Genomic DNA, 25,846 nt, shown 5'->3' on the forward strand with positions numbered 1-25,846 from the left:
ATCAGCAATGCTGCTGCAGGAATTCCATCACCGCCTGCGCAAAGCGGGCGGGAATCTGGTCCGGCAGGGGGACCATGCCTTCTTCCAGCGTCTGCAGGCGGCTGCCATGGATGGCAGCGGCGATGTGGTCAGCATAGGGCGCGGCATGCGGATCGCGACCGGCGCGCAGCACCAGCGTGGGGGCGCGTACCTGGCCGATGCGCTCTTCCATGCGGTAGTTGCGCACCACGATGTGGCCGTGCGAGGCCATGGCACCCGCCTTGATGGCGTCGCCGATGAAACGCGTGAGCAGTTCGGTATCGCCCTCGGGATAGAAGGGCTGTCGGCGCTGCCACAGTTCCTGCAGGTGGCTGCCATCGGCGCGAACTTCCACGTCGTCGATGGTGCGCTTGCCCGCATGCGCGGTGCGGCGCGCTGCATCGTTGAAAGGGCAGGAGGACAGCACCAGCGCAGCCACCCGCTGCGGTGACGCAGCCGCCATTTCCATGGCGGTGACGGCGCCAGTGTGGTGGCCCACGACGGCGGCCTTCTGCAATCCCATTCCATCCATCACTTCCAGCGCCAGTTGCGCCCAGCGTTCAATGCTGTGCTGTTCCAGCGGCAGCTTGCAGGAGTCGCCGAAGCCGATGGTATCGATGGCGATGGCATGAAAGCCCTGCCCCAGCAGCGGCAGCACCTCCCTGAATTCATCCCAGGAACGCGGAGTCTGGTGCAGCAACAGCACCGGAAAGCCGGCCCCTGCGCTGGCAACGTGAAGCGGGCCGGCGCTGGTGTGGATGAACTGGCGGCGAATGGGAGAGGTGGTGGACTGCATCAGGCGCGTCTTTCAGGAAATGAACTAAACGATATAAAAGATTATTCCTTCATCAGTACCGAATAGCTTGGCACGTTGTTGGCCCAGCCGGTGGTCAGCGGCGCCACGAACACATTCTCGGTACGGGTGCGGGCGATCTTCCAGACGCCATCGACCTTCTTGAACAGGTTGTTGAGCCGGCTGGAGCGCAGCAGCGAGGAACCGTCGCCGAAAATCCAGGGCTGGCAATGAACCCACTGGCCATCGGCATGGGTGCATTCGGCGTTGACGTGGATCTGTTCCGAGGTGAGGTAGTGCACGTTCAAGAGCAGTTCAGGGTCTTTCTTCTGGCCCCAGAAGGCCTGGAAATGCTTGCGGATGGCGTCCTTGCCCACGGCCTGGCCGAACTGGCCTTCGTAGTAGGCGCCCACGCCTTCCCAGATGGCGTCCTCGGCGTAGAGTTCGAGGATCTTCTCGATGCGCTCGGCGTCGTCGGCCACCGGTTCGGGGCAGGGGGTGTCGCACAGGAACATGTAGCGTGCCTGGATGCGACGGATGTCGGCTTCGGCTTCGAGCACGTCGAGACGGCGTTTGAGTTGCAGGATTTCCTGGCTGATGTCGGTCATGGTGGGAGGTCTCTGGTTGTTATGGAAAAGCCACCGTACGCGCATACACGTACGGTGGGTGCCGACGATGAGCGCAGCGCTGCATCGTCGGCGGAACTGGCTGGCGGCTTGCGCCTTACAGGTAGCGTGCCAGCAGCTTGCGGGTGGCCACGCGCAGGACGCGGTCGAACAGGTAGCCCAGCAGGCCCAGGGCGATGATGCCCACGAACACCCATTCGGTACGGCTGAAGTTGCGGGCCGTCCAGATCAGCGCGCCCAGGCCTTCGCGGGCCGAGACGATTTCCGCCGAGACCACGGTCAGGAAGGAATTGCCCATGGCGATGCGGGCGCCGGTGACCATGAAGGGGACGGTCGAAGGCAGGATCACGGTGGTCAGGATCTTCCACTGTCCGGCACCGAGCGAGGCCGCGGCGCGCAGACGCAGCGGGTTCACCGCCTGGACCCCGGCAATGGTGTTCAGGGTGACGATGAAGACGGTGGTATAGAAGATCAGCGCGATTTTCGACAACTCGCCCGGGCCAAGCCAGATCACGGCCAGGGTGACGAAGGCGATCGGCGGGATGAAACGGAAGAACTCGATATAGGGATCGAGCAACTGGCGTACCGTTTCGAAGCGGCCCATGAAGATGCCCAGCGGCACCCCGATCACCACGCCTGCGCCCCAGCCGGCCAGGATGCGGCCGGAGGAGGCCAGCACCGACTGTTGCAGGGTACCGTCGCTGATCAGTTCCAGCGCGGCGGCCCAGGTCATCGAGACCGAGGGCAGGAACAGCGGCGAGGTGGTCATCGAGACCAGTTGCCACAGGACCAGGCCACCGACGATGGCGATCACCGAAATCAGGAAAGGACGGGCTGCTTTCATACGACGCCCCAGGTTGGATGGCATGGCCGACTCTTGTGCCGTCGGGGTGGCTGTCTGCGAGAGCTGCGTCATTTCACTAATTCCTCTTCGATCAATCCCTGGGCGCGCAATACACGCGTGACTTCGGCGCCGATGTCGTCGCGGATGCGGGCATACAGCGCCATGCAGGCCGGGTCGGCCGGATCGCGCGGATGCGGCAGGTCGATGATTTCGATGGTCTTGATATGGGCGCGGGGACCGGCGGTCATGGTCACCACACGGTCGGCCAGGAGGATGGCTTCCCAGATGTCGTGGGTGACGAAGACGATGGTGCAACCGGTACTCTTCCAGATGCGGTCCAGTTCGCTTTGCAGCACCTCGCGGGTCTGCGCATCGAGGGCGCCGAAGGGTTCATCCATCAGCACCACCGAGGGCTCGTTGACCAGCACCCGGGCGATCTGGGCGCGCTGGCGCATGCCCCCCGACAGTTCGGCGGGGAACTTGTCGATGGCATGCTTCAGACCTACCAGCGAAACATAGCGCTCGGCAGCCGAACGTCGTTCGGCCGCCGGCACACCGCGCAGCTTGAGGCCGTATTCGACGTTCTCGCGCACGCTCAGCCAGGGAAACAGTGCCTCCGAGGACTGGAACACCACGCCGCGATCCAGCCCCGGTCCCTTGACGCGCTTGCCGTCGATGCTGATCTCGCCGGCCACGTCCTGAAAGCCGGCAATCGCATTGAGCAGGGTGGACTTGCCGCAGCCCGACGGACCCAGCAGACAGACGAATTCACCGGCGCGGATATCGAGGTCGATGCCGGCCATGATTTCATTGTTGCCGATGGTTAGTCCCACCCGCTTGATGGAAACAGAGGATCCATGTGCCATGACTTACCCCTTGTAGAAGCCGCGCTGCAGTACCTTGCTCATGTCCACCGGCGCCTTGATGGCCTGCTTGGAGAGCAGGAAGTCGCCAATGGCGTTGGCGGTCTTGAGATCGGTATCGGTGAAGTCGCGCACCACCGGTTCCATGTCCTTGAGCGAGTTCAGCGTCTGCGGCACCGGGATGCGGGTGACGGCCTGTACCGATTGCGCAGCGCGTGGCGGGTCCTTGCGGGTGATCTCGGCCGCTTCGGCCAGGGCCTTGAGGATATTGCCGGCCACTTCCTTGTTGGCGGCCAGCCAGCCGGCGGTGGCCGAGAGCCACAGCGTGCTGGTATAGCCGACGTCGCCACAGGTCATGAGCACATGGCCGCCCTGTTGTACGCCCAGCGTGGGCCACGGTTCCCAGACGAAGTAGGCGTCGATGTCGCCGCGCGCCAGCAGGGCCGGCAGCTCCGGCGGGCCGGAGCGCACCATCTCGATCTTGCTGGCGTCGAGCTTGAGTTGCTTGATGGTCAGGCCGGTGACGTATTCCGAGACCGAGCCGGCGACGATGCCGAACTTCCTGATCTTGTCGGCCGAGGTGATTTCCTTGCGGGCCACCAGCTTGAGGTAGGTCTTGGACTGGTAGGTCACGGCCAGCGGACGCAGCTCGGCGCGCGACAGGCGCACGATGTGCGTGGGTTCGCCGGCACAGCCCAGGTTGACCTGGTTGGCCACCAGCGCATTGAGCGCCTCGCCGCCATCGGTGTAGGACTGCACCGTGACATTGGGGGCGCCGTGCTTGGCGAAGAGCTTCTCGTTGGCCGCCACGAAGAAGGCTGTGAACACGGGATCGGCACCGACGCCGATGGTGACGGGGGCTCCCTGTGCCAGGGCTGGCAGGGCAGGGGCGGCACCTGCGGCGAGCATCGAAGCGGCGCCGAGCAGAAGCTTGCGGCGTTGTGGCGAGACGGTGGAGTGGGTCACGAGCTTGGTCCTCTTTGTAAGGTTGGTGAAACGCCAGTGGAGTTGGCAGGCACAGCAGTAACAAAGGCAAAAACGTCACGGATGCTTGCGGCGGCGAGCGATGCGCAGGCAAGACTTGGGAAGGGAATGCGCCTTAGCGCTTGATCCCCAGCTTTGCAAAAAGCGCGCCAGCGCTTTCGTAGTTCAGTTCCGACAGTGCGGCGTGCTGGGTGACCACCATCGCATCGCGCACGATGCGTTGCATGCGGTGGGTGCGCTGGATGGCGGCCATGCCTGCGGCCTGGTAGGCGTCGTTGACCACTTCCATCGAGACCCGGGCGGCATAGGTGGCGGAGAGCTTGAGCATCATGTCGATCTCTTCGGTGATGGGATTGCCGGCCACGATCTGTTCCCAGGACTGTTCGCAGGCGTCGTAGAAGAACATGCGGGCGCTGCGCCACTTGGCTTCGGACAGGCCCAGCTTGATCTTGTAATAGGCGCGGTCGGCCAGTCGCAGTGCGCCGGGCATGATCTTGGCGCCGCCGGCCATGTCGGTGACGATGTCCAGCGCGGCGCGGGCCAGGCCGATGTTGACGGCGGCATGCACCTCGGCCTGATAGGCCAGCGCCGGGTAGCGATACAGGGGTTCATCGATCAGGCCGGCGGCACCGCGTGCGCAGGTCCACTCGTGGGCGACGAACTTGTCCTTGAGGCGGGTGTCGTGGCTGCCGGTGCCTTGCATGCCGACCACGTTCCAGTTGTCGATGATCTCCACTTCCTGTGCCGGCATGACGGCCATGAGCGCCGGCTTCTGCGTGCCGTCATCGGCACCGGTGTTGTCCTTGATGCCTACACCGATCCAGTCGGCGCCCTTGCAGCCGCTGGCGAAGTGCCAGCGTCCGGTGATTTCCCAGCCGCCGGGGACGGCCTTGGCTTCCTGCAGGGGATAGAGGCCGCCGGCATAGACCTGGTCGGGGCCGTCGGCGTAGATCTTGCGTTGTGTTTCAATCGGCAGGGCGGCCAGATAGGTGTTGGCCGAACCGAAGGCAGCGACCCAGCCGGCCGAGCCATCGGCCTTGGAGATACGCTCGACCATGGCCAGGAAGGCCGCCGGTGCCAACGCTTCACCGCCGAACTTGCGCGGCGTTCCGCTACGGAAGATGCCGGCCTTCTTCATCGTCGCGACGATGTCGCGCGGCACGTGGCCGAGCTGGTCGAATTCATCCCGACGGGCGGTCACTTCCTCGATGAGGACATCCATTTCGGGGGAGTCCGCGTGCGGCGGCGCGGCGGTGACGACTTTCTTCTGGACGGGATAAACATCGAGCGTAATCGAATTCATGGCACACCACTTTGGTTGAAAGAAGGTAGCTGAGTGTCATCCTCGGTCAAAGCAGGGTCAAATTCTATTTAGGAATTGTCCCAATGAATATTAGTAATAATGAGTAGAGCGCTCCGTAATCGCGCACGGCGCTTCCGGCCGGTGCACTTGCATGAGGCGAAAAGCCGCTTCAGGTAAGGGTTTGCAGCCGGTCATGCACCAAACACGAGAGCGCTGGTGGCTCGCCGGGCAAATCATTTACGTTATTTATGGAGCTAATCCGTGGTGCGGATTTGCGTTGGGCGGGAGAGGCTGACTACCATCAATGCCGAGATTGAAATGAACGTCGTTCAGTTTCGTCATAGGCTCCTTCTGGCCTTCTTTTTCAGGCGGACTTCGCGAGGAGTTCGCCTGTTTTCTTTCCTGTTCCTCTTTCTTGATTCTTCCCATTTTTCCTTCCGCCGAGAATGCGGTTGGAATGTCTTCCTGTTTGCTCTTCTTGGATTTCTCCGCCGACGCTCATCGCCAATAGGCGTCGTTGCAGCCGGATTCCCCAATCATGCGCAACGGATATTGCAGCGCCTCGCGCTTGAGGATGTCGGTACGCAATATGGACACTGACCTGCCGGAAAGACGCAAGGTCCTGGTGAGGGTATCGAACTCGTTCGCAGCCAGCGCACGGATGCCGCAGGCGGCATAGAGCCTGGCTTCGTCGGTGGCGCCGTCGTCATCGAGCATGCGCCGAAAATCTTCCAGCGCGGTGGGGTTTTGCAGGATGCGGCGATAACGTTGTTCGCTTTCGCTGATGTGGCCGATGAAGCCGACCTGACCGAGGGCGAAGACCGAGGTCTGTTTCAAAGCACGGATATCGTCTTCCAGCGCACTAGTGGGCCATGCCGGAGCCGTCATGGCGATGCTGACAAACGACAGGGACAATGACAGAAGCAGGTGCGGTCTCATTGGTCTTCTTTTCCTTGATTGTCTGGGGTGGGTGAGTGCGCATGATGACGCGACCTTGCGCATCAATCGATCTACCCTAGGCATCACGTTAAAAAAGTACAGTTTCTTCGAACAATATGTAGAACGAAAAAACGGCCGCTCTTATCAAGCGGCCGTCTTCAATGCGCGGAAATGGATAACGGTCTTAGTACCGATACCCCAGCGTCAGCATCACAGTCCGATCATCCCCCAGCGCCACTGCCCGTGCCAGGCCACCGGCATAGTAGTGGGTGTTGAAGATGTTCTTCACGTTCAGCGCGGCGCGCCAGCGTTCGGCGTTGTAGGCCACGCCGGCATCGGTGAGGACGTAGCCGGGGAGGGTGTAGCCGTTGGTGCGCATCATGCTCTGGCCATGCACGCCGCCATTCAATTCCCAACCACTGAGTTCGCCCTTGAGACGGTAGCGGGCGCTGGCGGTGAAGTTGTGGCGCGGGACGTTGTCCAGCCACTGGCCAACGGTGGTGCTGCGCTGTCCGCCGTCGTCGGTGACGATGGCGGCGGTGTAGGAATAGCCGGCATTCAGGCTCAGGCCGTTGCGCAGGTCGGAGGTGATGCTGATCTCGCCGCCTTGCGAACGTTGCTCGCCCACCGCGATGTTGAAGCCGGTATTGACCGGATCGCTCACCAGCACGTTGCGGCGGCGCAGGTCGAATACGGCGACGTTGAGGCTGGTGCGGCCTTCGTCGAGATCGAACTTCACGCCGGCTTCCCATTGCTTGCCGGTCTCGGGCTTGAAGGTGCCGCCGCTGACATCGGTGCCGCTGTTGGGATAGAACGAGGTGGCATAGCTGATGTAGGGACGCACGCCCTGCAGTACCTCGACCATCAGCGCGGCCGAGCCGGTGGTGGCGCTGGCCGGGTTGTCGGTGTGGGTGCCGGTGCGCTGGTTGGTGGAATAGGTGGAGGCGTTGTCGTAGCGCAGTCCGGTCAGCAGTTGCCAGCGCTGGCCGAAGCTGATCTTGTCGCGTGCATACAGGCCAGTGTCGCGCACCGTGGTGGAGGTGTTGGTGGTGGCCGCGGTGGGGCAGGTCATGCGCGCGCCATAGACCGGGTTATACACATTGAGCGCGGCGATGCTGCAGGTGTAAGACAGATTGTCTTCGCGGGAATTCAGGTAGTCCGTGCCGAGGGTGATCTCGTGCTTTCCCAGCGCAGTGTTGAAGCTGCGCTGGACGTTGGTGTCCATCGTGAAGGTCTGGCCTTCGAAGGTCTGGTCGGTGGCCTGGCGGGTGAGGTTGCGGCTGGTGCTGGCGAGCGCGTTGTTGGTGATGACCTGTCCGCTCATCTCGAACTGCTGGTAGCGCACATTGTTGTTGAGCGTCCAGCCATCGTCGAAGCGGTGTGTCAGGGCATAGCCGATGCGGGTCTCGTTGGCGGCATAGGGGCGCGCGCCCGGTTCACCGATGAAGAGGCTGCGCGGCAGGGCGCCGTTGACGTTGGGGTTGATCGAACCGGACAGCGGCAGGCCTTGCTGGCGTACGTAGCTGCGTTCCTGGTAGCTGGTCAGGATGGTGAAGTCGGTGCGCGCACCCAGGTCCAGCGAGAGCGAAGGAGCGATGTAGCGGTTCTTGAACCAGACGTGGTCGGTGGCGTCGTCCGAATTGGAAATCAGGCCATTGATGCGGAAGGCCTGCTTGCCGTTCTCCGACAGCGATTTGTTGAGATCCACCGTGGTCTGGTAGAAGTTGTGGCTGCCTGCGGTGACGTCGACGTTGGCGAAGTCCGTCCCCTGCGGGCGCTTGCTGACCATGTTGACCAGCCCGCCCGGCAGCACCAGGCCATAGAGCAGGGAGCCCGGTCCCTTGAGCACTTCCACCTGCTGCAGCCCGAACAGCTGCTCGGCCACGCGCGAGCTGGCGGTGGTGCGCAAGCCATCGAGGTAGAGCGAATCGGAGGCGACCTGGCCGCGGATGATCAGGTCGTCCCAGCCGCGTCGGCCATATTGCTGCGCCACCACGCCGGGGACGTTTTCCAGGGCATCGGCCAGGGACACGGCTTGCTGGCTGTCCAGCATGGCGCGGGTGACCACGGAGACCGACTGTGGGGTCTGCGACAGCGGGGTATCGGATTTGTTGACCTGGGTGCGGGTGGCCTTGAACTGGGTGTCGTTCATGCCGTCAGCGACCACGTCCACCGTGGGCAGTTGAGACGTTGCGGTAGTGGTGGCGTCATTCGGTGCCGCGACCGGGGCGACAGTCTGGGCGTAAGCACCAGCAGATGAGAATGCGAGCAGGACGGCGAGGGCGCCAGGTGAAAGCAAGGGCATGTTTTCTGATAATAATGAGAATAATTATTATTCATGATATCTCATCTGTGTGCGAAGCAATAGACTTTTCCGGTCTGGCACAAGTGGGCCATGCAGGCGCTGTCAGGGCGCAGGCAATGCAGTGCAGCATGGGCAAGGGTTTGCAAGGGGAGGGAGGGACCTTCCTGACGTTGCAATTCTGCAGCGCGGGCTTGCTGACAGGAAATGCGCGGCGAACTTCATCTCGGCCTGTCAAATTTTTCATGTGAAATTGGTTTGACCAGAACAATCGTGACTGCTATCTTGGAACCGGTTCCAAAAGATTCAAATAAATGAGCAGCCCGGAACCTGAAGCACAAATCAACCCACGCAGTACAACGATTTGGCGGGCAACAGTGAGACAAAGCATCAAGACCGGCACCGACCGGGTCACCATCGCACAGGTTGCGCGGGAGGCCGGGGTGTCCAAGACCAGCGTATCGCGTTACCTGGGCGGCGAGTTCGACGCGCTGTCGGTGCGCCTGCGCGACCAGATCGGCAAGACCATTGCGCGCCTGGGCTATCAGCCCAGCCAGATGGCGCGTGGTCTCAAAGGCGGACGGACGAGGCTCATCGGCATGCTGGTGGCCGATATCCTCAATCCCTATTCGGTGGCGGTGCTGCATGGTGCCGAGGCGGCCTGCCAGAAGCACGGCTACACGCTCATGCTGTGCAATACCGGTAACGACGAGGCCCGCGAGAAGCAATCGCTGGCGGCGCTGCATTCCTACAGCGTGGAAGGCCTGCTGTTCAATACCCAGGGGCGCAATGTGACGCCGCTGCGGGAGCTGGGGCAGGCGGCCTTTCCGGTGGTGCTGCTGGATCGCCATGTGGAAGGGTGTGACTTCGACCTGGTGGGCCTGGACAACGTGAAGGCCGCGCAGTTGGGCACGCGCCACCTGCTGGCACAGGGCTACACCGATATCGCGCTGGTGGTGCAGCCGCTGTATGGCGTCAGTTCGCGCCAGGGGCGGCAGGCCGGGTTCCTGCAGGCGATGTCGGAGCGACCCGATTGCCACGGTGAGACCCTGGAAGTGGACCTGGAGCAGCCGGGTCATGTGGCCACAGTGTTGCGCGAGTTCTTCCTGCGGCGTGCGGCGGCCGGCAGCCAGGGACGGGTGGCGATCCTGGCCGGCAACGGCATGGTGTCGCTGCAGATCGCACTGGCCTTGCAGAGCATGAAGCTGCGCTTCCCCGATGATCTGGGGCTGTTGTGCTTCGATGAACTGGCCTGGTCGCCGTTGGTGGGCAGCGGCATCAGTACCATCGAACAACCGACTTACGAAATCGGCTTTACCGCCATCGAGCGCCTGCTGGTACGCATTCAGGGCGAGCGTTCGGTGCGCATGGAACTCCTGCTGGATGGGCGACTGATCCATCGTGGATCGTCGGCCAGCGTGGCCGAGCATCCAGAGCGCGCCCGGGTGGCAGGCATCAGCGAAAAAATCCACACGACGAACACCCTCCAGTACGCCACAGCCTAGCGTGCGTCTGGAACCGGTACCACCGGCAGTCGAGGAAATACAGACTACTGGTAAGACCTTAGAACAGGACGGAGGATCAGATGCCGTCGGGGTTCGTCAACAGCAGCAAGCCCGGCCTGGCCGGGTTACAGACCTGATCGCGGGATCAAAGCAGGCACAGGCAATAAAGAGGGGCGCAAGAATTCATCCGGCGACCAGCGGGAGGGGTTCCGAGCCAAACGGACTGCCGTCACCACGGCAACTATCGAGGAGACCTACATGAGCATCAAGAAGATTTTCAACGCCAAATTCGTCGCACTGACGCTGGCAGCCGCCTGCGCGGTCGCCGGTGCCGCCAGCGCCAGCGCGCAGAGCATTGCCGAGCTGACCAAGAAGGGCAAGATCACCATCGGTGTGGTGAGCGGCACGCCGCCGTTCGGTTCGGTCGATGCCAAGGGCGTACCCATCGGCTACGACGTGGACGTGGCCAACCTGATCGGCAAGTACCTGGGTCTGCCGGTGGAAATCGTGCCGCTGGTGCCACCGGCCCGTATCCCGGCGCTGGAGTCGGGCAAGGTCGATATGCTGGCCGCGACCCTGGCGCCTACGCCTGAGCGTGCCAAGTCGGTGCTGTTCACGATCCCCTACAGCGGTTTCGAGCTGTCCATCGTTGGCCCGGTCGGTTCCAACTACAAGAAGCTGGACGACCTGGTGAAGAAGAAGGTGGGTGTCTCGCGTGGTTCGACCAACGACACCGCGCTGACCCGCCTGGCGCCTCCGGGTACCGTGCTGGTACGTTTCGAGGATGACTCCACCGTGACCCAGGCCCTGCTGTCGAACCAGGTCGATGCGATCTCGATTCCCAACACCATGGCCAATGAAATCGTGAAGTCGCGTGGCCAGGGCAAGATCGAAGTCAAGTTCCCGTACTCGGTGCAGCCGAACTCGATGACCGTGCGCAAGGGCTCCTACGAGCTGCAGCAGTGGCTCAACAACTTCATCTACTACGTCAAGCTCAATGGCGAACTGGATGCGATCTCGCGCAAGTGGTCCGGCCCGCTGCCGAACCTGCCAGTGTTCTGATGGCTGGTGCCGGTTGCGTCGCATTTGACGGAACCGGTCTGGCAGAAGCGGCTGCACGCAAGGCTTGGCTCTGCGGTGCAGCCTGGGTAGAACAGATCACGCGCCGGTCGGGAAGGAACGGCTGGCGCGGGTTTGTGGGAGGAGCACACGATGCATTACGATTTTCAGTTCGCGTTCATCTTCCAGCATCTTGATCAGTTGCTGGTTGGCGCGCTGCTCACCATACGCTTGAGCGCGCTGTCGATGATCTGCGGTTTGGCGGTGGGTATCTTCGGCGCCATCATTTCCATCCACGGCAGCGCGCCGGCGCGCTTTGCGGTCACCTCCTATGTGGAACTGATCCGCAGCACGCCTTTCCTGGTGCAGCTGTTCATCATCTTCTTCGGCCTGCCTTCGATCGGGGTGCAGGTCGATGCCAACATTGCCGCGCTGGTGGCGATGACGGTCAACCTCGGAGCCTATTCGACCGAGATCGTACGGGCCGGCATGATGGCCATCCATCCCTCGCAGATCGAGGCGGCGCAGGCGCTGGCCATGACGCGCGGGCAGGTGATCCGCCACGTGGTGCTCACGCCCGCGCTGGAAAAGGTCTATCCGGCCCTGGCCAGCCAGTTCACGCTGATGATGCTGGCCTCCAGTATCGTCTCGGCGATTTCGGCGGAAGAACTCACGGCCACGGCCAACCTGCTGGACGCCGAGACCTTCCGCAGCTTCGAGATCTATCTGGTAGTGATGGTGCTCTACATCCTGCTGGCATTGCTGTTCCGACTGGCCTTCTGGCTGATCGGTCTGGTGGTCTTCAAACGCCGTCGCCGTCTGGGCGTGGCGCGTCCGAGGAGAATGTAATGCTCGCCGAATTTTCCCTTGATAACTTCATCTTCCTGCTGGAAGCGGCGCAGTGGACGCTGTTGCTGTCGGTGCTGGCCTTCGTGGGCGGTGGCATCGCCGGCTTCATCGTGGCGCTGATGCGCACTTCCCATATCGGCGCGCTGCGCGTGCTTTCGACGGTCTATATCCAGATCATCCAGGGCACGCCGGTGCTGATCATCCTGTTCCTGTCCTTCTACGGGCTGGCGATCTTCGGTTACAAGCTGCCGCCGATGGTGGCGGCCACCATCGCCATGACGATCTACTCCAGCGCCTACCTGGGCGAGATCTGGCGTGGTTGCATCGAGGCCGTGCCGGTGCAGCAGTGGGAAGCCTCGACCGCGCTGGCGATGACCCGCTGGCAGCAGTTGCGCTACGTGATCCTGCCGCAGGCGGTGCGCATTTCACTACCGCCCACCGTGGGCTTCCTGGTGCAGATCGTCAAGAACACCTCGATTGCCTCCATCATCGGTCTGGTGGAACTGGCCCAGGCCGGCAAGCTGGTCAGCAATGCGACCTTCCAGCCCTTCCTGGTCTTCCCCATCGTGGCCGGTATCTACTTCGTTTTCTGCTATCCGCTGTCGCGCTTCAGCTTTGCCTTAGAGAGGAAATTACATGCCCATCGTTGAAATTGACAACATCACCAAGCGCTTCGGCAGCAACCAGGTGTTGAACGGCATTTCGCTGTCGGTCGAGCGCGGCCAGGTGGTGGCCATCATCGGCCGTTCCGGGTCCGGCAAGAGCACCATGCTGCGTTGCATCAACGGCCTGGAATCCATTGACAGCGGCAGCATTACCGTGGCCGGTCACAAGCTGACCAACAAGCATGAACACCTGATCGAGCTGCGCAAGGATGTGGGCATGGTGTTCCAGCATTACAATCTCTTTCCGCACCTGACCGTGGAGGAGAACATCATGTTGTCACCCCGCATCGTGAAGAAGACCGCCACCGAGACTGCCCGCGAGACCGCCATCAAGGTCTTGAAGCAGGTCGGCCTGGACCACAAGCGCGACGCCTATCCCGAGCAGCTTTCGGGTGGTCAGCAGCAGCGCGTGGCGATTGCCCGATCGCTGGCCATGGAGCCGCAGGTGATGCTGTTCGACGAGGTGACCTCGGCGCTGGACCCGGAACTGACGGCCGAAGTGCTGAAGGTGATGGAAGAGCTGGCCCGTGGCGGCATGACCATGCTGCTGGTGACGCACGAGATGGAGTTTGCGCGCCGGGTGGCGGACCTGACGGTCTTCATGCACCAGGGCAAGGTGTGGGAGGCGCGTCCTTCCCAGGAGTTCTTCGCCGATCCGCAGACGCCGGAGGCCAAGCAGTTCATCGGTGCGGGAGCGATCAAGTGAGCCCGGTCCTGGTCGCCGCTTCGGCCTATGGCGCCGACCTGGTGCGACGGGTCGGCCATGCCGATCTGGTGCCGATGGTGGCGGCGGCCGGGGCGGCGGGCCTGGAGATACGACGCGAGCTGTTCGATGGTCCGCAGGATCTGACAGCGCTGCGTGCGCTGCTGGCGCAGCACAAGCTGTTCGCGGTGTATTCGGCGCCGCTGGAGCTGTTCGGCGCCGATGGCCGTTTTGACCACGTACAGATGACCCAGACGATGGCCGAGGCCGAAGAGGTGGGGGCGCGTTTCCTGAAGGTGTCGCTGGGGCATTTCTCGGCGGGCAGCGATCTGCAGTCGCTGTTGCGCTTCCTCTCGCATGCCCCCATCGAAGTCCTGCTGGAAAACGACCAGACCCCGCAAGGTGGCCGGCTGGAGCCTATCGTCAGCTTCCTGGCGCTGTGCACCGGCAATGGCTATGCCTTCGGCATGACCTTCGACATGGGTAACTGGCGCTGGCAGGGTGTCGACCCCGAGACCGCCGCGCGCTCGCTGGCGCCGCACGTGCGTTACGTGCATTGCAAGGGCGTGCAGGAGGATCGCGGCAAGCTCAAGGCGGTGCCGCTGCAGGCGCAGGACAGCCACTGGCAGGCCATGCTGGCGCATTTCCCCACGGGCATCCTGCGAGCCATCGAATTCCCCCTGGTGGGCAGCGATCTGGAAGAGACCACGCGCCGCCATGTCGCCATGCTGGCGGCAGTCTGAGGACAACAACAATGACGATGCAACTGGATGTGGTGACCTGGGGTGAAGCCCTGGCACTGCTGGTGGCCGATGAGGTCGGCCCCTTCGAGGAAGTGGAAAAATACACGCGCCGCCTGGCCGGGGCCGAGACCAATGTAGCCATCGGGCTGGCGCGCCTGGGCCTGAAGGTGGGCTGGGCCAGCCGGGTGGGCAATGATGCCTTCGGGCGCTTCATCCGCCAGCGGGTGGCGCAGGAGGGCGTGGATGTCAGCCGTGTGCTGACCGACAGTGAATTCCGTACCGCCATCCAGTTGAAGGCCAAGGCCGTGGATGGGGCCGATCCGGCCATCGAGTATTACCGCAAGGGCTCGGCGGCCAGTCATCTGTCGCTGGCCGATTTCGATCCCAACTACTTCGGTGCGGCGCGGCATCTGCATGCCACCGGCATTGCACCGGCCCTGTCGGCCACGACCATGGCGTTTGCCCATCATGCGATGGATTTCATGCGCAGCCAGGGCAAGACGATTTCCTTCGACCCCAACCTGCGGCCCATGCTGTGGCCTTCGCAGGAAGTGATGGCCCAGCAGTTGAATGCGCTGGCCTTCAAGGCTGACTGGGTGTTGCCGGGCCTGGCCGAAGGCAGGATTCTGACCGGCCGCAGCGAGGCACGCGATATCGCCGCCTTCTATCTGGAACGCGGCGTGCAGATGGTGGTCATCAAGCTCGGAGCAGAAGGCGCCTACTGGCGCAATGCGCAGGGCGAGGGCAGGGTGGCCGGCGTCGCGGTCAAGGAAGTGGTCGATACCGTGGGCGCCGGTGACGGCTTTGCCGTGGGCGTGATCAGCGGCATGCTGGAAGGCTTGCCGGTGGAGCAGGCAGTGATGCGGGGCAACCGCATCGGTGCCTTCGCCATCCAGGTGGTGGGCGATATGGAAGGCCTGCCGACACGGGCCGAGCTGGAGGCGGCTTCGGCCTAGTTTCTTCCGGCGGGTTTTAATACACAGGGATAACGATGAAGCAGCGTGTAGTGGTCTACAAGAAATTGCCCGAAGCGTTGGCGCAGCGCCTGCAGTCGGAGTTCGACGTGAGCTGGTTCGACCGCGTCACCGAGGCCAATCGTGCCGACTTCATCGCCGCGCTCAAGACCGCGCACGGCATGATCGGGGCCAGCCTGCCGATCACCAATGCCATGCTGGAGGGGGCGCCGGAGTTGAAGATCGCCTCCACCATCTCGGTCGGGGTGGACAATTTCGACCTGGAGTATTTCCGCCAGCGCGGCCTGATGCTGGCGCATACGCCCGGCGTGCTGACCGAGGCGACCGCCGACACCATCTTTGCCCTGATCCTGTCCACCGCCCGCCGGGTGGTGGAGCTGGCCGGGTACGTCAAGGCCGGTCAGTGGAAGGGCAGTATCGGCGAGGCCCAGTTCGGCGTGAACGTGCACGGCAAGACCCTCGGCCTGATCGGCATGGGACGCATCGGCAGCGCGGTGGCGCGCCGGGCGCATCATGGTTTCGGCATGCCCATCCTGTATCACAATACCCGCCCCAATCCCGAGACCGAGCGCGAACTTGATGCACGTTATGTCAGCAAGGAAGAGCTGCTGGCGCAGGCCGACTTCGTCTGCCTGATGCTGCCGTTGACGCCCGCCACCGAGCGCATGATCGGCGCGCGCGAATTCGGGATGATGAAGCGCAGTGCCATCTTCATCAATGCCTCGCGGGGGCGTATCGTCGATGAGGCGGCGCTGATCCGGGCGCTGCAGGACAAGACCATCTACGGCGCCGGCCTGGATGTGTTCGAGGTCGAGCCGCTGCCGGTCGAGTCGCCCCTGCTGACATTGTCGAACGTGGTGGCCTTGCCCCACATCGGTTCGGCCACCCACGAAACCCGCCTGGCCATGGCCGAACTGGCCGTCACCAACCTGATTGCCGGCCTGCGCGGCGAACCGGTTCCCCACCTGGCAGTCTGATCCCCACGGATATTGCCCGCAGGCACAGCCCGGGCGATTCCGCTGCATGAAGTTTTTTTCACTTGCGCAGCATTTCCTCTTCCGTTCACGTGAATCTTTGGTGTATGCTGCGAACATTAAAAAGAACGATCGTGCTAAAAAACGGTAGGCAGTTCGTTTTGCTTTTATAATCCTGCGGAAGTTTACGTTTACGTCAATTCCTTTTTGCAAGGGCCATGCGATGAAAGTATTAGTACCAGTCAAGCGCGTCGTGGATTACAACGTCAAGGTGCGCGTCAAGAGTGACGGCAGCGGCGTCGATATCGCCAACGTCAAGATGTCGATGAACCCGTTTGACGAAATCGCGGTGGAAGAAGCCGTGCGCCTGAAAGAAGGCGGCAAGGTCACCGAGGTGATCGCCGTCTCGGCCGGTGTGACCCAGTGCCAGGAAACCCTGCGCACCGCCATGGCCATTGGCGCCGATCGCGGCATCCTGGCTGAAGTCGGTGCCGATGTGGAACTGCAACCGCTGGCCGTGGCCAAGATCCTCAAGGCGCTGGCCGAGAAGGAACAGCCGCAGCTGATCATCCTGGGCAAGCAGGCCATCGACGATGACTGCAACCAGACCGGCCAGATGCTGGCGGCCCTGCTGGGCTGGCCGCAAGCCACCTTCGCCTCCAAGGTCGTGCTGGAAGACGGCAAGGTCAGCGTGACCCGCGAAGTGGACGGCGGCCTGGAAACCCTGGCCCTGACCCTGCCGGCCATCATCACCACCGACCTGCGCCTGAACGAGCCGCGTTATGTGACGCTGCCCAACATCATGAAGGCCAAGAAGAAGCAGCTGGACACCGTCAAGCCCGAGGAACTGGGCGTGGACGTCACCCCGCGCGTGAAGACGCTCAAGGTCACCGAGCCGGCCAAGCGCAGCGCCGGCGTGAAGGTGCCGGATGTCGCGACCCTGGTCGCCAAACTGAAAAATGAAGCCAAGGTGATCTGATCATGACCGCACTCGTTATTGCTGAACACGACAACGCCAGCCTCAAGGGCAGCACCCTCAACACCATCACCGCCGCCGTGCAGGCCGGTGGTGACGTCCACGTGCTGGTGGCCGGTTCCAATGCCAAGGCCGTGGCCGACGCCGCTGCGCAAGTCGCCGGTGTGGCCAAGGTCCTGTTGGCCGATGGCGCGCAATTCGTCGATGGCCTGGCCGAGAACGTGGCCGAACAGGTCCTGGCCATTGCCAAGGACTACAGCCACATCCTGGCGCCCGCCACCGCCTACGGCAAGAACATCCTGCCACGCGTGGCCGCCCGCCTGGACGTGGGCCAGATTTCCGACATCACCAAGGTGGAGTCTGCCGATACCTTCGAGCGTCCCATCTACGCCGGCAACGCCATCGCGACCGTGCAGTCGATCGACCCGATCAAGGTCATCACCGTGCGTACCACCGGTTTCGATCCGGCTGCACAGGGTGGCTCGGCCGCCGTGGAGAGCATTGCGGCGGTGGCCGATTCGGGCAAGTCCAGCTTCGTCGGCCGTGAAGTCGCCAAGTCGGATCGTCCGGAACTGACGGCCGCCAAGATCATCGTCTCCGGTGGTCGTGGCATGGGCTCGTCGGAAAGCTTCAAGATCCTGGAGCCGCTGGCCGACAAGTTGAACGCCGCCATGGGCGCCTCCCGCGCCGCTGTCGATGCGGGTTACGTGCCCAATGACTGGCAGGTTGGCCAGACCGGCAAGATCGTGGCGCCGCAGCTGTACATCGCCGTCGGTATCTCCGGCGCGATCCAGCATCTGGCCGGGATGAAGGATTCCAAGGTGATCGTCGCCATCAACAAGGACGAGGAAGCGCCGATCTTCTCGGTGGCCGACTACGGCCTGGTGGGTGACCTCTTCGAGGTCGTGCCGGAGCTGGTCAAGCAGCTCGGTTGATCGCCCCGTACCGTAGTTTTCGCCCCGGCTTTCGCCGGGGTGTTTTCATGCAAGCAAGGAATGCCGCCAGAGCGTTCCCTATTGGAGGTTGGAGATGAGTTACACCGCGCCCGTGAAGGATATGTTGTTCGTCATGAACGAACTGGCCGGCCTGGCTGCCGTCAATGCACTGCCTGGCTGCGAAGATGCCACGCCGGAAACGGCCGAGGCCATCCTGGAAGAAAACGCCAGGTTCTGCAGCGAGGTGGTCGCGCCGCTGAATCATTCTGCCGACAAGCAACCCAGCTCCTGGGCCGATGGCAAGGTGACCACCAGCCCCGGCTTCAAGGAAGCCTTCAGGCAGTTCGGCGAGGCCGGCTGGCAAGGTGTGCAGCACCCGGTGGAGTTCGGCGGACAGGGCCTGCCCAAGCTGCTGGCCACGCCCTGTATCGAGATGCTGAACTCGGCCAACCTGTCCTTCGCGCTGTGCCCGCTGTTGACCGACGGCACCATCGAGGCGCTGATGACGGCCGGTACCCAGCAGCAGAAGGAAACCTTCATCGCCAACTTCATCTCCGGCAAGTGGACCGGCACCATGAACCTGACCGAGCCGCAGGCCGGCTCCGACCTGGCGCTGGTGCGTACCCGTGCCGTGCCGGAGGGGGATGGCACCTACAAGCTCTTCGGCACCAAGATCTTCATCACCTACGGTGAGCACGACATGGCCGAGAACATCGTCCATCTGGTGCTGGCCCGTACCCCCAATGCGCCTGAAGGCGTGAAGGGCATTTCGCTGTTCATCGTGCCCAAGTTCCTGGTCAATGCCGATGGTTCGCTGGGTGAGCGCAACGATGTGCATTGCGTGTCCATCGAACACAAGCTGGGCATCAAGGCCAGCCCGACGGCCGTGCTGCAGTTCGGCGACCATGGTGGTGCCATCGGCACGCTGGTGGGCGAAGAGAATCGCGGCCTGGAATACATGTTCATCATGATGAACGCGGCGCGCTTCGCCGTGGGCATCCAGGGCCTGTCGGTGTCGGAGCGCGCCTATCAACAGGCCGTGGCCTACGCCCGCGACCGCGTGCAGTCGCGGGACCTGGCAGGCTCGCCGGGGCCGGTGGCGATCATCCGCCAGCCGGACGTGCGCCGCATGCTCATGTCCATGCGCGCCCAGATCGAGGCGGCGCGTGCGCTGGCCTACGTGGCCGCGGCCACCTCGGATGCGGCGCACTTCAGCGACGACGAGGCCACCCGCAAGGCCAATCAGGCTTTCTATGAATACCTGGTGCCCATCGTCAAGGGCTGGATCACCGAGCTGTCCATCGATGTCACCTCGACCGGCGTGCAGGTGCATGGCGGCATGGGCTTCATCGAAGAGACCGGCGCTGCGCAGTATTATCGCGACGCCCGCATCCTGCCCATCTACGAAGGCACCACGGCCATCCAGGCCAATGACCTGGTCGGCCGCAAGACCACCCGCGATGGTGGCGCAGTGGCCAAGGGCATCCTGGGTCAGGTGCGTCAGACCGTGTCCGAGTTGCAGGGTGATGCGCAATTGCAGCCCATCGCCACGCGCCTGGCCGAGGCCGCTGATGCGCTGGAACAGGTGGTCGATTATGTGGTGGGCAACGTCAAGGGCGACATCAAGGCGGTCTTCGCCGGCAGCGTGCCTTACCTGAAGATGGCCGGCGTGGTGCTGGGCGGCTGGCAGATGGCGCGCGCGGCAGCGGTATCGGCCTCCAGGATCAAGTCCGGCGAGGGTGACAGCAAGTTCTATGAGGCCAAGCTGGCCACGGCGCGTTTCTATGCCGAGCAGATCCTGCCGCAGGCGCTGGCCTATCGTACGGCCATCGTCGAGGGTGGACAGGCGGTGATGGCGCTGGACGAAGACCAGTTCTGACCCGGTCTTGAGCCTGTCAGCCCGGAAGGCCGCTCTGGCGGTTTTCCGGGCTTGTGTCTTTCTGGGGAGTTTGCGTGGGCCTTCAGCCAAAGGCGCCGCCGGTGAAGAGCAGGTCGAAGCTGCGCGCCAGCAGGGCGATCACGCCCATGGCACCGAGGCCGACGGTGAGCACCAGGATCACCGCCAGTATCCAGTGCGACTCCGAGGTCTTGCCACTGCCGGCATTGTGCCGGGCATCCCATTTCTCGTCAGGCGTGAGGCCGATCACCAGCGCTTCCAGGCAGGCGATCAGCGCGGAGAGCACCAAGGGCAGGGCGGTGAACAGTCGGGGAGCTTCCGGTTGCGCCGCCATCAGGGCCAGCGACAGCGGGATGGCCAGGATGTGCAGCCAGCCGAAGCGGTCGCGTCCGCCGTACAGATAGAAACGATGCAGGCCGATGCTGCCGGTCACGGTGGCCAGGAAGGTCGTCAGGGTCTTGTTCTTGTGGCGGGGTGCTGAAGGCATACCGGTTGTCTCTTTGTTCTGGTTGTTGCCGTGGCGCATGAAGCTCCCGGCAATGTTGTTGTCAAGCTGTCGGCGCAGTATAGCCGAGGCGCTGGTGCAGGGGGCTTGCCGGCGGGATAGCCCAGAAGGCCTGTCGTGGCCGATGTGGCCGCTGATCTGATGTCATTTCGCATCAGATTTGCTGCTCTTTGGGGCGTTTTGGGGAGTTTCTGCGTTGGTCAACTGCACAAAAGCGCCAAGCAGCTTGCCCGAGGGTGGGGAAGTCCGTTATAATCTGCGGCTTTTCCGTGTCCGTATTCTTACTGGAACCATTATGGTCGTTATTCGTTTAGCTCGTGGCGGCGCCAAGAAGCGCCCCTTCTACAACATCGTTGCAACCGACTCGCGCAATCGTCGCGATGGCCGTTTCATCGAGCGCATCGGCTTCTACAACCCGGTCGCTTCGGGCAAGGAAGAAGCAGTGCGTATCGCTGCTGACCGCCTGGCTCACTGGCAAGGCGTTGGCGCACAACTGTCGCCGACCGTTGCTCGCCTGGTTGCCCAAGCTGGTACCAAGGCTGCTGCCTGATCAAGTTTTTCCTGTCTGATCCGGCGCTGCGACCTGTCGTGGCGCAAGTGTGAAGAACAGGTCTGGCGTACTCATGACTTATCCAGCCCAGGCGGGTTTCTCCGCACCCGACGATCTCGTGACCGTCGGCCATGTGACAGGAGCCTACGGAATCCAGGGCTGGATTCGCGTGCGTCCGTATTCTGCGGAAGCGGATGCTTTGCTCAATGCCAAGACCTGGTGGCTGGAGAAACCCGGCCAGCCCAAGCAGGACGTCGATGTCATGCAGTCCAAGGGGCATAGCGGCGATATCGTCGCGCGCCTGACCGGGGTAGCCGACCGCAATGCGGCCGAAGCGATGAAGGGAACGGTGGTCTCCATCTCCCGCAAGCACTTCCCGGTGCTGGATGACAATGAATTCTACTGGGTCGACCTGATCGGCTCGGCGGTGGAAAATCTCCAGGGTGAACAGCTGGGCGTAGTGTCCGACATGATGGACAACGGCGCACATCCCATCCTGAAGGTGACGGCTCCGGCGCAGGAAACTGCGGTCGAGCCCGAAGACGCTGTCGAAGCAAAGCCCAGGAAGGGCGCCAGGGAAAAATCCGTGGCTGCGCCTGAGATGCTGATCCCCTTCGTCGACCAGTTCGTCAAGACGGTACTGCCGAAGGACAAGAAGATTGTCGTCGACTGGGGCAAGGACTACTGAATGTTGGAGAACTACTGACCGCTCAGGTCAGTTTTTCTTTTCCGCCCTGGCCGATGTCGAGAGTTACCTGGAAATGGAGGCGTGATGCAGTTTGATGTCGTCACTCTGTTTCCCGAAATGTTCGCCGCGCTGACGCAATCCGGCATTACCCGCCGGGCGCTGGAGCAGAAGCGCTGGGGCTTGTCGCTGTGGAATCCGCGTGAATTCACCACCGACAACCATCGCACCGTGGATGACCGTCCCTATGGGGGTGGTCCCGGCATGGTGATGCTGGCCAAGCCCCTGCAGGCCGCCATCGAGGCTGCCCAGGCACGCCAGCAGACGCTGGGCCTGGACAAGCCACGGGTGATCTACCTGTCGCCGCAAGGCGCGCCGCTGACCCATGAACGGGTGGTGCGGCTGTCGCAGGACAGTGGGGCCGTGCTGCTGTGCGGCCGCTATGAAGCCATCGACCAGCGCCTGCTCGACAAGTGCGTGGACGAGGAAATCAGCATCGGTGATTTCGTGCTTTCCGGCGGCGAACTGCCCGCCATGGCGCTGATGGATGCAGTGATCCGGCTATTGCCGGGTGCGCTCAACGATAGCGCCTCGGCCGTGGAAGACAGCTTCGTCAACGGGCTGCTGGATTCGCCGCATTACACGCGTCCGGAAGTCTATGAAGGTGAGCCGGTGCCGGCCATCCTGTTGGGTGGTCACCATGCCGAAATCCAGAAATGGCGCCGGCAGCGTGCGCTGGAAGCCACCTTGACCAAGCGCCCCGATTTGATCGTCAGGGCCAGGGAACAGGGCCTGTTGAGCAAGACCGATGAAAAGTTTCTGAGCAGCCTGCCACAGCCGTAGTCAGTATCGCCGGCATGCAGGCCGCCAAATCGAAGTCGTACCAGCAGTACCGCAGGTCCAGCGATGGACCCGCACCGTGCAGCGGCCTGGCCGCTGCGTTTGAAACCCCATCCTCTACCGGGCTACACAATCAGCCTTCGGGCAACGGCGCCGGCAAGATGGTTACAGGAGCAAAAAATGGATCTGATCCAGCAACTCGAGCAAGAAGAGATCGCGCGTCTCGCCAAGAACATTCCCGACTTCGCCCCCGGCGACACCGTGATTGTCAGCGTCAACGTGGTTGAAGGCACCCGCAAGCGCGCCCAGGCCTACGAAGGCGTGGTCATCGCCCGCCGCAACCGTGGTCTGAATTCCAACTTCATCGTGCGCAAGATTTCGTCCGGTGAAGGCGTTGAGCGTACCTTCCAGCTGTACTCGCCGCTGATCGCTTCGATCGAAGTCAAGCGTCGTGGCGACGTGCGTCGCGCCAAGCTGTACTACCTGCGCGAACGTTCGGGCAAGTCGGCACGTATCAAGGAAAAGCTGCCCAGCCGCGCTGCAAAGGCTGCTGCTGCCGAGTAATCGGTTGCATGTTGATGCGTCAGAAAAAGGGGTGTCTCGCGACACCCCTTTTTCGTTTCCGTCAGTTGCATTGCATTCTTCGTTGAATTCCGATTAACAGATATCAGATCAAGCGAGCACATCGTGGCCAGTTTCGATCCCGTCAACCTGCCGGTGGATGCCGTCGCCGGCGAAAGCGCCCTGGAAGCGGCGCGCCTGAACGCCGACTGGCTGCGCCAGCGCTTTGCTACCCCTCCGCGCTGGGAACCTGAGCACAGCGGCGACCAGTTGGCACGCATGGCCGAGACCAAGGGCCGCTTCCGACTGGCTTCGGTGTTGATTCCGATCGTTCTGCGGGAAGAGGGGATGACGGTACTCTTCACGCGCCGCACAGCTGACCTGAAGGATCATGCGGGCCAGATCAGCTTTCCCGGCGGTCGTCGCGAAGACTATGACGGCTCGGCCATCGAGACCGCCTTGCGCGAAACCGAGGAAGAAATCGGCCTGGCCCGCCAGTACGTCGAAGTCATCGGCTCCCTGCCGGACTACTTCACCGGCACCGGCTATCGCGTCACCCCCGTGGCCGGCCTGATCCAGCCACCGTTCGAAGCAGTCGGCGACCCGCGTGAAGTGGCGGAGATCTTCGAGGTGCCGCTGGCCTTCCTCATGGATGGCGTGAACCATCAGCGCCGTTCGGTGGAACTGCCCGCGCCCGTCGGGCGCCGCAGCTTCTATACGATGCCCTACGACCGTTATTTCATCTGGGGCGCGACGGCAGGGATGCTGCGCAATCTCTTCCATTTCCTGCGTAGCTGAACTGTCCGTTACCTTTGGTTGTCACTCTGTATCGAATAAGATACGCAAAGTCGTTGTTGATGTTCAAACACGTAAATATTGATGACATTGCGAGCTTGATTCTCGTCAACAAATCAATTGTTTGATTCCCATCTTGCACTGCGCTATCGTACGGGCTACAGAGACACCTAAGGCTGCTTGATGACATTTCTATCCATTCTCTTTGCGCTGTTAATCGAACAACTCAAACCACTGCGTGCGGACAATCCGGTTTATGCATCCATCAAGTCTTTCGCGGCCACGATAGAGGGCTGGTTCAACGCCGGCCACGTTCATCACGGCCGACTGGGCTGGGTGGTGATGGTCGGTGCGCTGACCGTGCCGGTAGCGCTGGTGTACTGGTTGCTGCTGCATGTGAGCCTGGTGGCGGCGTTCGCCTGGAACGTGCTGGTGGTCTACATGACCCTGGGCTTCCGTCATTACAGTCATTACTTCACTTCCATCCAGCTGGCCCTGAACACGGGCGACGAGATGACTGCCCGCACCCTGCTGGCCGAATGGACCAAGCTGGATACCGCCGGCATGGACGTCAGCGAGATTTCGCGTATCGCCTCCGAGCGCGCCCTGATCACCACGCATCGCCATGTGTTTGGCGTGTTCTTCTGGTTCCTGATGCCGGTCGGCCCGGCACTGGCGGTGATGTATCGCATCGCCGAATATCTCTCGCGCGCCTGGAACGAGCCCGATCACATGAAGTTCGAGGCCTTCGGCCGCTTCGCTGCCCAGGCGTTCTACTGGATCGACTGGATTCCGGCACGCCTGACCGCCTCCGCCTTTGCCGTGGTGGGTAACTTCGAGGATGCCATCTACGCCTGGCGCAACTTCGCCAACCGCTGGGAGGACGAGGCCGCCGGCATCATCCTGGCCGCCGGTGGTGGCGCCATGGGCGTGCGCTTCGGCACCGAGAATCAGGCTGCAGCCGGCATCATCCTGCCGGCCGATGCGGCCACGGTCGATTCCATGCCCGAGGAAACCGACGGCCTGCCCGGCGACACACCGTCCCCGCGCACCCTGCAGAGCACCGTGGGCCTGGTCTGGCGTGCCTTGTTGCTGTGGATGTTCCTGTTGCTGCTGCTGTCGGTCGCGGTCTGGATGGGCTAGTTCTTTTGCATGTAGACGAGCGGGCGGTGGCCCGCTTCGTTTTTTGGGGGACGTAATTCCCGCCAACCCGGTATACTTCCGGATTCACATCACCAAGATCGCATCCCGCCCGGCAGCAGCTCAGCCCGGGCCAGGAACGAGCGACGCGCAGGGCCAGGCAAGGCAGAATGGCTGGAGGCGAGGAGACCGGTAGAAGCCAAGTCTTCTATAAGATATAATACTCAACACCGCAGGCACCCCCGCGACAAGTCGCGCAGGCACCGCGGAATCCAGGGCTCGGGTCTCACCAGGACCGGGGCATTCGGTTGCAAGCGCTATAGAAGAACTGCACGTATGGCTGATCCCATCAAACCCGCAAACGCACCGGCCAAAGAATTCATCATCCTGGGCAAGACCTCGGATGGCCGGCAGTTCCGCCCCAGCGACTGGGCGGAGCGCCTGTGCGGCGTGATGTCGTGTTTCCGTCCGGAGGGCAGTGGCGGGCGCAATGCACACCTGAAGTATTCTCCCTACGTCTTGCCGACCCACATCGATGGCGTGCGCTCGGTGGTGGTCAACGAAGCCCTGCGCGAGCTGGAACCGCTGGCGTATCACTTCGTGGTCAACTTCGCCAAGGACAACGACCTGCAGGTGATCGAAGCCTGTGTCCTGCCTGACCCTCCCAAGGAAAACAAGGCGCCCTGAGCCTTGACATCCCCGCTGGGCGGTTTGTATCGCCCGGGCAATACCCCGCCAGCTTCATGCCGCCCCTGCAGGCGGTCCCGCCAGCAGTTACACTAGAACTTACCGTCTTCACTTCCCGCGCTCAGCCGGAC

Annotated in this window: 27 protein-coding genes; 18 read left to right on the top strand and 9 right to left on the bottom strand. The window is 62.5% G+C overall.

Annotation, left to right across the window (positions count from 1 at the left end):
• Window position 1 precedes the first annotated feature (1 nt).
• The 8 genes from HBH1_RS02025 to HBH1_RS02060 form a co-directional block, all read right to left on the bottom strand.
• Window positions 2-814, bottom strand: coding sequence for an alpha/beta fold hydrolase (locus HBH1_RS02025; RefSeq protein ID WP_102661383.1), 813 nt, complete (start codon window positions 812-814; stop codon window positions 2-4).
• Between the two features lie 41 nt (window positions 815-855).
• Window positions 856-1,419 (bottom strand): nuclear transport factor 2 family protein, encoded by a 564-nt coding sequence (locus HBH1_RS02030; RefSeq protein WP_006462386.1) that lies wholly within the window; start codon window positions 1,417-1,419, stop codon window positions 856-858.
• A 115-nt stretch (window positions 1,420-1,534) separates the two neighbouring features.
• Entirely contained in the window at window positions 1,535-2,353 is an 819-nt protein-coding gene (locus HBH1_RS02035) for an ABC transporter permease (protein ID WP_006462387.1), read from the bottom strand.
• The gene (locus HBH1_RS02040; protein WP_102661384.1) at window positions 2,350-3,147 is read right to left on the bottom strand and encodes an ABC transporter ATP-binding protein; all 798 of its coding nucleotides are present in this window, start codon (window positions 3,145-3,147) and stop codon (window positions 2,350-2,352) included. The genes HBH1_RS02035 and HBH1_RS02040 overlap by 4 nt, the downstream gene beginning before the upstream one ends.
• A 3-nt stretch (window positions 3,148-3,150) precedes the next feature.
• Window positions 3,151-4,110 carry an ABC transporter substrate-binding protein gene (locus tag HBH1_RS02045; RefSeq protein WP_006462389.1) on the bottom strand — a complete coding sequence of 320 codons (960 nt, stop codon included), beginning with the start codon at window positions 4,108-4,110 and terminating at the stop codon, window positions 3,151-3,153.
• Window positions 4,111-4,243: 133 nt separating this feature from the next.
• Window positions 4,244-5,431: an acyl-CoA dehydrogenase family protein gene (locus HBH1_RS02050; protein ID WP_102661385.1), complete on the bottom strand. Its 1,188-nt coding sequence runs from the start codon at window positions 5,429-5,431 to the stop codon at window positions 4,244-4,246.
• A 498-nt stretch (window positions 5,432-5,929) separates the two neighbouring features.
• Window positions 5,930-6,370 carry an MchS3 family protein gene (gene mchS3 / locus HBH1_RS02055; protein WP_102661386.1) on the bottom strand — a complete coding sequence of 147 codons (441 nt, stop codon included), beginning with the start codon at window positions 6,368-6,370 and terminating at the stop codon, window positions 5,930-5,932.
• Window positions 6,371-6,554: 184 nt separating this feature from the next.
• Window positions 6,555-8,675 carry a TonB-dependent siderophore receptor gene (locus HBH1_RS02060; RefSeq protein ID WP_102661387.1) on the bottom strand — a complete coding sequence of 707 codons (2,121 nt, stop codon included), beginning with the start codon at window positions 8,673-8,675 and terminating at the stop codon, window positions 6,555-6,557.
• A gap of 374 nt (window positions 8,676-9,049) precedes the next feature.
• Between HBH1_RS02060 and HBH1_RS02065 the strand changes: the two genes are divergently transcribed.
• From HBH1_RS02065 to HBH1_RS02115, 11 genes are all read left to right on the top strand, one after another.
• Window positions 9,050-10,177, top strand: coding sequence for a LacI family DNA-binding transcriptional regulator (locus HBH1_RS02065; RefSeq protein ID WP_199181510.1), 1,128 nt, complete (start codon window positions 9,050-9,052; stop codon window positions 10,175-10,177).
• Window positions 10,178-10,435: 258 nt separating this feature from the next.
• Window positions 10,436-11,239 carry a transporter substrate-binding domain-containing protein gene (locus tag HBH1_RS02070; protein ID WP_006462394.1) on the top strand — a complete coding sequence of 268 codons (804 nt, stop codon included), beginning with the start codon at window positions 10,436-10,438 and terminating at the stop codon, window positions 11,237-11,239.
• A gap of 150 nt (window positions 11,240-11,389) precedes the next feature.
• Window positions 11,390-12,085 carry an amino acid ABC transporter permease gene (locus HBH1_RS02075; protein WP_006462395.1) on the top strand — a complete coding sequence of 232 codons (696 nt, stop codon included), beginning with the start codon at window positions 11,390-11,392 and terminating at the stop codon, window positions 12,083-12,085.
• Window positions 12,085-12,735, top strand: a complete 651-nt coding sequence (locus HBH1_RS02080; RefSeq protein ID WP_006462396.1) for an amino acid ABC transporter permease — start codon at window positions 12,085-12,087, stop codon at window positions 12,733-12,735. The genes HBH1_RS02075 and HBH1_RS02080 overlap by 1 nt, the downstream gene beginning before the upstream one ends.
• Entirely contained in the window at window positions 12,722-13,456 is a 735-nt protein-coding gene (locus HBH1_RS02085) for an amino acid ABC transporter ATP-binding protein (protein WP_102661389.1), read from the top strand. The genes HBH1_RS02080 and HBH1_RS02085 overlap by 14 nt, the downstream gene beginning before the upstream one ends.
• Window positions 13,453-14,196: a sugar phosphate isomerase/epimerase family protein gene (locus HBH1_RS02090; protein ID WP_102661390.1), complete on the top strand. Its 744-nt coding sequence runs from the start codon at window positions 13,453-13,455 to the stop codon at window positions 14,194-14,196. Before HBH1_RS02085 ends, HBH1_RS02090 begins: the two co-directional genes overlap by 4 nt.
• An 11-nt stretch (window positions 14,197-14,207) precedes the next feature.
• On the top strand, window positions 14,208-15,152 hold the full coding sequence (locus HBH1_RS02095) for a sugar kinase (protein WP_102661391.1): 945 nt from the start codon (window positions 14,208-14,210) through the stop codon (window positions 15,150-15,152).
• Window positions 15,153-15,187: 35 nt separating this feature from the next.
• Complete coding sequence (locus tag HBH1_RS02100; RefSeq protein ID WP_102661392.1) at window positions 15,188-16,147, top strand: 2-hydroxyacid dehydrogenase; 960 nt, start codon at window positions 15,188-15,190, stop codon at window positions 16,145-16,147.
• Window positions 16,148-16,367: 220 nt separating this feature from the next.
• A complete protein-coding gene (locus HBH1_RS02105) occupies window positions 16,368-17,123 on the top strand; it encodes an electron transfer flavoprotein subunit beta/FixA family protein (protein ID WP_006462401.1) in 756 nt (251 codons plus the stop codon).
• A 2-nt stretch (window positions 17,124-17,125) separates the two neighbouring features.
• Complete coding sequence (locus HBH1_RS02110) at window positions 17,126-18,055, top strand: electron transfer flavoprotein subunit alpha/FixB family protein (protein WP_102661393.1); 930 nt, start codon at window positions 17,126-17,128, stop codon at window positions 18,053-18,055.
• Window positions 18,056-18,149: 94 nt separating this feature from the next.
• Complete coding sequence (locus HBH1_RS02115; RefSeq protein WP_102661394.1) at window positions 18,150-19,934, top strand: acyl-CoA dehydrogenase; 1,785 nt, start codon at window positions 18,150-18,152, stop codon at window positions 19,932-19,934.
• Between the two features lie 82 nt (window positions 19,935-20,016).
• On the opposite strand, the gene HBH1_RS02120 is transcribed toward HBH1_RS02115, so the two are convergent.
• Window positions 20,017-20,439, bottom strand: coding sequence for a TM2 domain-containing protein (locus HBH1_RS02120; protein WP_102661395.1), 423 nt, complete (start codon window positions 20,437-20,439; stop codon window positions 20,017-20,019).
• A 313-nt stretch (window positions 20,440-20,752) separates the two neighbouring features.
• Here HBH1_RS02120 and rpsP point away from each other — a divergent pair, with 313 nt between their 5' ends.
• The 7 genes from rpsP (at window position 20,753) to HBH1_RS02155 (ending at window position 25,715) form a co-directional block, all read left to right on the top strand.
• Entirely contained in the window at window positions 20,753-21,007 is a 255-nt protein-coding gene (gene rpsP / locus HBH1_RS02125; RefSeq protein WP_006462405.1) for a 30S ribosomal protein S16, read from the top strand.
• 73 nt (window positions 21,008-21,080) lie between these two features.
• Entirely contained in the window at window positions 21,081-21,695 is a 615-nt protein-coding gene (gene rimM / locus HBH1_RS02130; protein WP_102661396.1) for a ribosome maturation factor RimM, read from the top strand.
• A gap of 84 nt (window positions 21,696-21,779) precedes the next feature.
• Window positions 21,780-22,535 carry a tRNA (guanosine(37)-N1)-methyltransferase TrmD gene (trmD, locus tag HBH1_RS02135; RefSeq protein ID WP_102661397.1) on the top strand — a complete coding sequence of 252 codons (756 nt, stop codon included), beginning with the start codon at window positions 21,780-21,782 and terminating at the stop codon, window positions 22,533-22,535.
• Between the two features lie 177 nt (window positions 22,536-22,712).
• Complete coding sequence (rplS, locus tag HBH1_RS02140) at window positions 22,713-23,096, top strand: 50S ribosomal protein L19 (protein ID WP_006462408.1); 384 nt, start codon at window positions 22,713-22,715, stop codon at window positions 23,094-23,096.
• Between the two features lie 123 nt (window positions 23,097-23,219).
• Window positions 23,220-23,891: a CoA pyrophosphatase gene (locus tag HBH1_RS02145; RefSeq protein ID WP_006462409.1), complete on the top strand. Its 672-nt coding sequence runs from the start codon at window positions 23,220-23,222 to the stop codon at window positions 23,889-23,891.
• Window positions 23,892-24,071: 180 nt separating this feature from the next.
• On the top strand, window positions 24,072-25,031 hold the full coding sequence (locus HBH1_RS02150) for a CobD/CbiB family protein (protein WP_102661398.1): 960 nt from the start codon (window positions 24,072-24,074) through the stop codon (window positions 25,029-25,031).
• A gap of 333 nt (window positions 25,032-25,364) precedes the next feature.
• Entirely contained in the window at window positions 25,365-25,715 is a 351-nt protein-coding gene (locus HBH1_RS02155; protein ID WP_006462412.1) for a DUF3579 domain-containing protein, read from the top strand.
• Window positions 25,716-25,846: the final 131 nt, after the last annotated feature.

The sequence above is a fragment of the Herbaspirillum sp. BH-1 genome, assembly GCF_002870055.1.
GTDB classification, from domain to species: Bacteria; Pseudomonadota; Gammaproteobacteria; order Burkholderiales; family Burkholderiaceae_D; genus Herbaspirillum; species Herbaspirillum frisingense.